Annotated in this window: 8 protein-coding genes; 4 read left to right on the plus strand and 4 right to left on the minus strand. The window is 67.3% G+C overall.

Annotation, left to right across the window (positions count from 1 at the left end):
* A partial coding sequence (locus tag ACTHL9_RS01285; protein ID WP_440516816.1) for a DUF202 domain-containing protein occupies window positions 1-379 on the plus strand: 379 nt, incomplete at its 5' end.
* A 23-nt stretch (window positions 380-402) separates the two neighbouring features.
* On the opposite strand, the gene ACTHL9_RS01290 is transcribed toward ACTHL9_RS01285, so the two are convergent.
* Together ACTHL9_RS01290 and ACTHL9_RS01295 are read right to left on the minus strand one after the other, a co-directional pair.
* A complete protein-coding gene (locus ACTHL9_RS01290; RefSeq protein WP_440516817.1) occupies window positions 403-1,152 on the minus strand; it encodes a sigma-70 family RNA polymerase sigma factor in 750 nt (249 codons plus the stop codon).
* Between the two features lie 104 nt (window positions 1,153-1,256).
* On the minus strand, window positions 1,257-1,460 hold the full coding sequence (locus ACTHL9_RS01295; protein ID WP_440516818.1) for a hypothetical protein: 204 nt from the start codon (window positions 1,458-1,460) through the stop codon (window positions 1,257-1,259).
* 189 nt (window positions 1,461-1,649) lie between these two features.
* On the opposite strand from ACTHL9_RS01295, the gene ACTHL9_RS01300 reads away from it, so the two are divergent.
* Complete coding sequence (locus ACTHL9_RS01300) at window positions 1,650-2,291, plus strand: TetR/AcrR family transcriptional regulator (RefSeq protein ID WP_440516819.1); 642 nt, start codon at window positions 1,650-1,652, stop codon at window positions 2,289-2,291.
* An 18-nt stretch (window positions 2,292-2,309) separates the two neighbouring features.
* On the opposite strand, the gene ACTHL9_RS01305 is transcribed toward ACTHL9_RS01300, so the two are convergent.
* Both ACTHL9_RS01305 and ACTHL9_RS01310 read right to left on the minus strand, forming a co-directional pair.
* Entirely contained in the window at window positions 2,310-4,178 is a 1,869-nt protein-coding gene (locus ACTHL9_RS01305) for a bifunctional sugar phosphate isomerase/epimerase/4-hydroxyphenylpyruvate dioxygenase family protein (RefSeq protein WP_440516820.1), read from the minus strand.
* Window positions 4,178-5,080: a shikimate dehydrogenase gene (locus ACTHL9_RS01310; RefSeq protein WP_440516821.1), complete on the minus strand. Its 903-nt coding sequence runs from the start codon at window positions 5,078-5,080 to the stop codon at window positions 4,178-4,180. Before ACTHL9_RS01310 ends, ACTHL9_RS01305 begins: the two co-directional genes overlap by 1 nt.
* Before the next feature lie 163 nt (window positions 5,081-5,243).
* Between ACTHL9_RS01310 and ACTHL9_RS01315 the strand changes: the two genes are divergently transcribed.
* Window positions 5,244-6,221, plus strand: a complete 978-nt coding sequence (locus ACTHL9_RS01315; RefSeq protein ID WP_440516822.1) for a LacI family DNA-binding transcriptional regulator — start codon at window positions 5,244-5,246, stop codon at window positions 6,219-6,221.
* A 53-nt stretch (window positions 6,222-6,274) separates the two neighbouring features.
* A complete protein-coding gene (locus tag ACTHL9_RS01320; protein ID WP_440516823.1) occupies window positions 6,275-7,627 on the plus strand; it encodes an MFS transporter in 1,353 nt (450 codons plus the stop codon).
* Window positions 7,628-7,733 lie beyond the last annotated feature (106 nt).

Genomic DNA, 7,733 nt, shown 5'->3' on the forward strand with positions numbered 1-7,733 from the left:
CCGCCCTCATCCTCCTCGTGCGGTGACCCCGCCCCCCGAGGACCCCGCGGCCCGCGACCCGGGCCTGCAGCCCGAGCGCACCTCCCTGGCCTGGCGGCGGACCTTCCTGGCCCTCATCGTCTCCGACTTCCTCATCTGGCGCGCCTGGACCAGCTCCCTCACCCACCACGCCGGCCAGATCGAGGGCTCCTCGCTCGGCCTCGGCATCGCAGCAGCGGTCGCCGCCGCAGCAACAGTCGTCCTCGGCGCCTGCATCCTCTACCGCGGCGCCGCTCTGCGCACCGCAGTCCCACCGCCCACCATCCTCCTGCGCATCACGACGACGGCGATCCTCGCCATGGGCGCCGCCACCATCGCCGCCATCGTGCTGGGCGGCTAGCGACGCCTAGGATCTACAAACGCTCACGCCGCCATACGACGGCGGAGCCGGTCCAGCAAGCGCCGCAGAAGCCGAGACACCTGCATCTGGCTCACTCCGAGTTCGTCAGCAATCTGCTGCTGCGACATCTCCTTGACGAAGCGGAGATACAGAAGGCGCTTGTCGTCCCGGGAGACGCCTTCGAGAGCCGAGGAGAGCGCAATGTTGGCTTCGACCATCTCGTAGCCCGTCTCGTGGAAGGCCATGACGGCTCCCAGCGGGTACACATCGCGGTCCTCGGTCGAATCGGTCGGCTCGATCTGCTGGTATCCAAGGCTGGCCTCGGCTGCTTGGGCGGCAACGACGTCGTCGACGCTCACGCCGAGTTCGCCACTGATCTCCTGCGCAGTGGGCTCGTGCCCCAGGCGCTGCGTCAGGTCAGGGACTGCACCCCTAACCCTTAGGCGCAGTTCTTGGACGCTCCGGGGCGGGCGCACGGTCCAGGCCTGATCCCTCAGGTAGCGCTTCAATTCGCCGGTGATAGTCGGCACGGCGTAGGCCACGAAGCCGTTGCCTTCGCCGCTGCGGTACCGGCGGGCGGCCTTGATAAGCCCCATTCGGGCCACCTGCCGAAGGTCCTCGGCGTCGTGGCCCGGGCAGCGGTACCTCTTCGCCAACGCGTCTGCGACGCTCAGATACTCGACCGCGAGGTCTCCCGCGGCTTGTGCTCGCTCCGCCGTCTCAGGCGAGGCCTGGTCCAAAATCTCAGGGGAAGCATGGTCCACGATCGTCATGGCGAGTCTGCTCCTAGCTGGGGTAGGGACGTCTACGTTCAGAACTGTGAGTCAGATGCAGTGAGTCCTAGTGCCGCTCCGATGACTGGAGGCCGGTACGAGGGCTAGGCCGCAATCTCGACGCCTTCCCAAGGGCGCTCCGGCCCGGGGAAGGTGATCTCCTCAAGCGAGACGACGGCTGTCCGCCGACGCCCGGTGGCCGTGGCCCACAACACTCTCGCGGTCTTCTCGTCGGCTGAGACGAGATAGCCGTGCAACTCGGCCCTGCTGCGCAGGGCGATTACCTTGCGCTCTTCAGTCACCGCCATAGCAGCCTCCTCTTCGCACGCCAAGCAGTGCGCTTCATGATGGTTTTCAGGCTTTGAGGGCCAGCTGCGCGGCCGGCTGCTTGACCGCCACCCTCAAAGACAGAACGTTCTGTCTCCTGTTGAGAACTTTCTACACGGTACAGAACGTTCTGTCTACTTTCTTCGGTCAAATCCTCTAGAATGGAACGCATGGACGCTCAGGAAACCCCCCAAGCGGCCGCGGCTGGACGACTCAGCGCACGAGAGAGGATTCTGGACACCTCCTATGGGCTCTTTGCCCGGCGGGGGATTCGTGCTGTCGGAGTGGATGAGATCCTCGCGCGCTCAGGCGTTGCGAAGGCAACCTTCTACCGGCACTTCAAGTCCAAGGATGACCTCGTCCTCGCCTATATGGACCGCTGGTACAACGCTCGCAGCAGCGCAATAGAAGCCGCTATCCGCAGCATCGAGAATCGCGAGGAGGCCGTCCTCGCAGTCTTCGGCGTGCTCGACGACTGGTTCCAACACGACGCGGTCGAGGTCAGCACGTTCCTCCACGTCATGATCGAGATGGGCCCGGATCACCCCCTCGGGCGCGCCAGCATCGGGTTTCTGGAACGGACGCGAGAGCAGCTGGCAGCTCTTGCCCGGGCCGCCGACCTTTCTGATCCCGAGGGCTTCGCCTGGTCCTGCCACATCCTCATCAAGGGGGCTATGGTCGCGGACATGGAGGGCGACAGGCTCGCCGCAGAGCGCGCGCGCACCATGGCGACCCTCCTGCTCGAGCACCACAAGCGGCAGGGTCTCCGCCCACGGAAGTTTCAGACCCTCGAAGAGGCCACGCGCAACTGACGCTTGAGGCGCGACTCGTCAGGCGCGCGGTGCCTGCCGCAGCGAGTGCTGGGCGGCATGCTGCACAGCGTGCCTGATGGGTGCGTTCGGGGCACCGAACCCGTCGTACCCATCGATCCGCTGCACCACCTCGAAGAAGACGCTTCCCACGGTCGCCGTGTAGAAGTGCAGGAACGCGCCGCGCTCGTCACGGTCGTAGAGCAGATCGAGTTCGCGGAGCGTCGCGAGGAACTCCGGATCAAGGCTGTACCGCGCGTCCAGGTCTTCGTAGTAGTTCTCCGGGATCGCGAGGAAGGGCAGCCTGCGGGCGCGGCACTCGCGGGCGGTCGCGACGAGATCTGGCACCGCAATGGCGATGTGCTCTTGGAACGTGTCACGCACAGTCCCCCGCACGCGGTCGGCCTGGATCCATGGCGCGAGGTTGAGCGCCAACCGCACCCGCCTGTCCTCGCCCTGCATGACCTGCGAGCGCACCAGGCCGGCGGGGCTTGAGACGTCTTGGGAGGGCTGCGGGCGCAGCGCCAGCACGGACGAGTAGAACAGCACCGCCTCGTCGTAGTGCTGCCACGGCTGGGCGAGATTGATGTGGTCGACGCGGGCCGGAGCAGCGGACGACGACGGCGCGTCCCCCATTGCGCCTCCCTCGCCGAATTCTTCGGCCCAGACAGCGTCTTGGCACAGGAACACCTCGGTGCCGTCCGGCGCGGTCACGGCGAGCAGCACTTCCTCGTTCGCCTGGGAGGTGCGCGGCACCGGTGTTGCCTTGAGCTGGACGGCGCGTGCGACGGCGGTCAGGGCGTTCTCGACGTCGAACCCGAGCGCCGAAATCGCTGGATCGACGCCGCGAGCCTGCTGCCGGTTGAGGATGATGCGCGCCTCGCCGAGCGTCCAGAGGCTGACGGGCTTGGTACGGTGGTCGCCGCACCACTCGAAGCCGAGCTGGGTGAGGAGCCGCTCCAGATCAGAGGTGTCCTCAGCCTTGATTTCCGCGAAATTGACGCCCGACGGCGGCGCAACCTGCGGGAGCGTCGCGAGCGGCATTGCATAGCGGCCGTCGCCGTCGGACCCGGCCACGAGCTTGGCCGTCCGTTCCTCGAGCCAGATGAGCGAGCGCATCGCGTCAACGGCGGTGCGCTCGACGTCGGCCTGCCGGAAGGTGTCGTTGAAAACCTCGAGCGAGACGGGACCGTTGTAGCCCGTACGTGCTACGTGGCCGACGAATTTGGGGAGATCGAACTGCCCTTCTCCCGGAAAGACTCGGTAGTGGCGGCTCCAGCTGAGCACGTCCATCGACAGCTTCGGCGCGTCCGCGACCTGGACGAAGAAGATCTTCTCGCCCGGAATCTGCTCGATCGGCTCGGTGTCCCAACCGCGCGAGAGGATGTGGAACGTGTCAAGGCAGGTGCCGAGGTTCGGGTGATCGGCGTCGGCCACGATGCGCCACGCGTGCTCGTAGTCGTTGACGTAGGCGCCCCAGGCGAGGGCCTCGTACGCGACCTTCACCCCATGCCCAGCGGCCAGCTCGGCGAGTCCGTGGAGCTGCTCGGAGCGCAGCCCGTCGTCGTCGATGCTCGCGGTGGCCACGTTGCTGCACACCAGGATCGTGTCGATCCCGAGACGGCCCATGAGCGCGAACTTCGCCTCCGCGCGGCGCAGGTTCGCACGGTACAGCTCGTTGGGGACGGAGTCGAAGTCCCGGAACGGCTGGTACAGGTCGAGGCCCAGGCCGAGCTCGTCGGCGAGCTTGCGCACCTCTTCCGGGCTGAGGGACGACGTGACGAGGTCCGTCTCGAAGATCTCCACCCCGTCGAAGCCGGCCTTCGCCGAGGCCCGCAGCTTCTCCTCGAGCGTCCCGGAGAGGCAGACAGTCGCAATTCCGGTGCGCATCAGCGGGCTCCCGCCGCGGCAGTCTGGGCCGCCTCGAGCTCTATGAGCTCGAGGAAGTGCGCACGCATGCGCTCGGCGTCGGGCTCGCGGCCCGTGAAGATCCGGAAGGCGTCGACGGCCTGGCCGACGGCCATGCGCCCCCCGTCGAGCACCCGACAGCCGGCGGCTCGCGCCTCGCGCACCAGCTCGGTCTCGATCGGCCGGTACACGATGTCGGCAACCCATTGGCGTGCGTCGAGCAGCGACGTGTCGAACGGCGTGCCCGGGTGCGCGGCCATTCCGGTCGGGGTGCAATGCACCACGCCATCCGCCGCCTTGAGCAGCGGGGCGAGCTCCGCCGTCGTGCTCCCCTCGACGGACGCGCCAGGGAACATCGCCGCAAGCTCGGCAGCACGGGTCTCAGCACGCCCGGCGTCGACGTCGACGATGCTCAGGTGCTCGACCCCCGCCATCAGAAGCGCGTAGGCGACGGCGGATCCGGCGCCCCCAGCCCCGAGCTGGACGACCCGGGCGAGCGGGGCACCGGGAAGGCCTGACCGGAACGCGCCCAGGAAGCCGGACCAGTCCGTGTTGTGGCCTACCGTGCGGCCCCCCTCTTCGATCACCACGGTGTTCACGGCACCGAGGCGAGCGGCGTCGTCATCAACCTCGTCAAGGTGCTCGATCACCAGCTGCTTGCATGGATGCGTGATGTTGAGCCCGTTGTAGCCCAGGTTTCGCGCAGCCGTCACCAACTCGCCGACCCGCTCGGCCGGGAGGCCCAGCGCGGCGATGTCGATGGGCCGGTAAAGGTAGAGAAGGCCATGCGCCGCCCCCTCGCGCTCGTGCATGGGTGGGGTGAGGGACGGGATCACGCCGTCGCCGATCAGGCCGATCAGAAACGACTCCGTTGTCAGGCTCATGAGGGGCTCCTGGAAACTCTCGAAGCGGGGCTGTGATCCAGACTACGGCATTTGTTGCAGCAACGCATTGACTCGTTGCAGAAACGATGTCACTATCGGATAGTCGCTGTGATGACCACCACAGCGCGCAAGAAGCACCGAACGACCGAACAAGGAGGTTCAGATGGCCACGATTGCCGAGATCGCTCAGGCGGCAGGCGTCTCGAAGTCCACCGTGTCCCGGTCGTTCACGCGGCCCGACTCGGTGAACGCCGAGACGCGGGATCGCATCCTCGCCGTCGCCGCAGAGCTGGGCTACACCCCGGCCCCTGCAAAGGCAGAGGCCACGGGAACCATCGCGCTGTTCATCCCGGACATCGCGAACCCGTACTACCCACCGCTCGTCAAGGCGATTCAGGCGGCCTGTCGCCGGCAATCGATCTCGCTCCTCGTCGTCGACGGCGAGGACGATCCCGAGGCAGACGCCGAAGAGCTCGAGCGAATCATCGGGCGCGTGGACGGCGCGATCGTGTTCGCCCCGCGCATGGACGCAGAGAGGCTTCGTGCGCTCGATGCGGTCTCCGCGGTCGTCCTCATCAACCACGTCGCCGACGGCCTGCCCGCGGTGATCCTCTCGGCGCCGGAAGGCGCGCGGCAGGCGGTTGAGCACCTCGCGGCGCTCGGCCACCGGTCCATTGCGTACCTTGCGAGCTGGGAGGACAACTACTCGAGCCGCGTCCGTTTGGCCGCTGCCGAGGAAGCAGCCGATTTCCATGGCTGCACCCTCATGGTCCTCACCCACGCGGAGCCCACCTACGCGGCTGGCGTGCGGGCTGCGGACCTCGTGCTGGCGGAGCCGGTCACGGCCGTCATCGCGCACAACGACCTCATGGCGTTCGGCTGCATCAACCGTCTTGAGGACCGCGGCGTCAAGGCCGGCCAGGAGATCAGCGTCATCGGCTTCGACGACATCTGGCTCGCGTCGACCACCCGGCCGTCGCTCACCACGGTGAACACGCCCTATGAGCGAGGGGGCGCCGTCGCCCTCCGCCTGCTCACGGAGCGGATCGCCGACCCGGCCCGCCCGGCCAGCACCGTCCACCTCTCCGGGGACCTCATCGTCCGGAACAGCACTGCGCCTGCTCCGGCCCTCGTGAAGTAACTCCCTGCACCTGTCAGCACCCCCATCAGTTCGCACCGAAAGGCTAGAGCCCCATGGCCGAGTTCAGCGGGATTGTCGATCCCGACGTCAAGACCCCCGAAGAGCAGGCACGGCGCCTGCGCCGCGCCAAGAAGGCAGCCCTTGCGGCGTTCCTCGGCGGCGCGCTCGAGTACTACGACTTCTTCGTCTACGCGACAGCGGCGTCGCTCGTGTTCTCGAAGATCTTCTTCCCCTCGGGCAACCCGACGATCGCACTGATCTCCTCGTTCGCGACCTTCGGCGTCGCCTACGTGGCACGGCCGTTCGGCGCCGTGTTCTTCGGCCACCTCGGTGACCGGATCGGGCGCAAGAACACCCTTGTTCTCACCCTCGTGCTCATGGGCGCCTCGACCTTCCTTATCGGCGCACTGCCCGACTTCCACGCAGCGGGCTACATCGCACCTGTCCTGCTCGTGGTGCTTCGCCTCATGCAGGGCCTCTCCGCCGGCGCGGAAACCGCGGGCGCCTCCGCGCTGACCATGGAGGAGTCGCCGGTCGGTCGCCGAGCGTTCTTCCCGTCGTTCTCCATGAGCGGCATCTCCACGGGCATCGTGCTCGCCTCGCTCGTGTTCCTCCCGGTGGCCTCGATGAGCGAGGCCGACCGCCTCCTTTGGGGCTGGCGCATCCCGTTCTGGAGCTCGATCGTCGTGCTCGTCGTCGCGTACCTCGTGCGCCGTTCCCTCGAGGAGCCCGAGGTCTTCGAGGAGAAGGCCGAGCACAACGACCTCGTCAAGCTGCCGGTCGCCGAGATGTTCCGCACGCACACGCCGCAGTTCCTGCAGGTCGCACTCATGTCCTTCGAGACCGTGACCAACACGTTCATGCAGTCGTTCGGCCTCGCGTACGCCGTGTCCGTGGGGGTCCCCGCCTCGACGATGCTGTGGGTGAGCGTCGTGGGCAATGTCGTGGCGATCGCGACCCAGCCGCTCGCTGCCTTCCTCTCCGACAGGTTCGGCCGCAAGCCGCTCTTCATCAGCGGCATCATCGGCTCGGCGATCCTCATCTTCATCTACTTCTCATCGATCTCCACTCAGAACGTGCCGCTCATCTTCCTCACGAGCACGCTCATCACGGCAGGCACGTACGCGATGTCCAACGCCATCTACCCGGCATGGTTCGCGGAGCTGTTCAACGTTCGCGTCCGCTACTCGGGCATGGCGATCGGCCTGCAGATCGGCATCCTCTGCGCTGGCTTCACGCCGCTGCTCGGCACCGCGCTGGTCGGCGGGACGCCCGCGAACTGGGGCCCGGCGGCCTGGATCGTGGCAGGGTCCTCGGTCCTCGCTCTCATCGGCGCCATCTGGGGCCGCGAGACCTTCCGCACCCCGATCCACGAGCTCGGCAACAAGGTGCGCGGCTCGAAGTAAGGATCTGGCCACGGGTTGAGTAGGAGGTGGGCCCCCGGGCCCAAAGCGGGGGCCCCCCTCCCCCCCCCCCGGGCCACCACGCGCCCGCCCGCCGGCCCCCCCCGCC

The sequence above is a fragment of the Sinomonas sp. genome (genome assembly GCF_051955515.1).
Taxonomy (GTDB): domain Bacteria; phylum Actinomycetota; class Actinomycetes; order Actinomycetales; family Micrococcaceae; genus Sinomonas.

What these genes read in the sequence shown, in the direction of transcription:
- ACTHL9_RS01290 (WP_440516817.1), bottom strand. Translation starts at nt 1,152, where the DNA reads ATGACGATCGTGGACCATGCTTCCCCTGAGATTTTGGACCAGGCCTCG.
- ACTHL9_RS01315 (WP_440516822.1), top strand. Translation starts at nt 5,244, where the DNA reads ATGGCCACGATTGCCGAGATCGCTCAGGCGGCAGGCGTCTCGAAGTCC.
- ACTHL9_RS01305 (WP_440516820.1), bottom strand. Translation starts at nt 4,178, where the DNA reads ATGCGCACCGGAATTGCGACTGTCTGCCTCTCCGGGACGCTCGAGGAG.
- ACTHL9_RS01300 (WP_440516819.1), top strand. Translation starts at nt 1,650, where the DNA reads ATGGACGCTCAGGAAACCCCCCAAGCGGCCGCGGCTGGACGACTCAGC.
- ACTHL9_RS01320 (WP_440516823.1), top strand. Translation starts at nt 6,275, where the DNA reads ATGGCCGAGTTCAGCGGGATTGTCGATCCCGACGTCAAGACCCCCGAA.
- ACTHL9_RS01295 (WP_440516818.1), bottom strand. Translation starts at nt 1,460, where the DNA reads ATGGCGGTGACTGAAGAGCGCAAGGTAATCGCCCTGCGCAGCAGGGCC.
- ACTHL9_RS01310 (WP_440516821.1), bottom strand. Translation starts at nt 5,080, where the DNA reads ATGAGCCTGACAACGGAGTCGTTTCTGATCGGCCTGATCGGCGACGGC.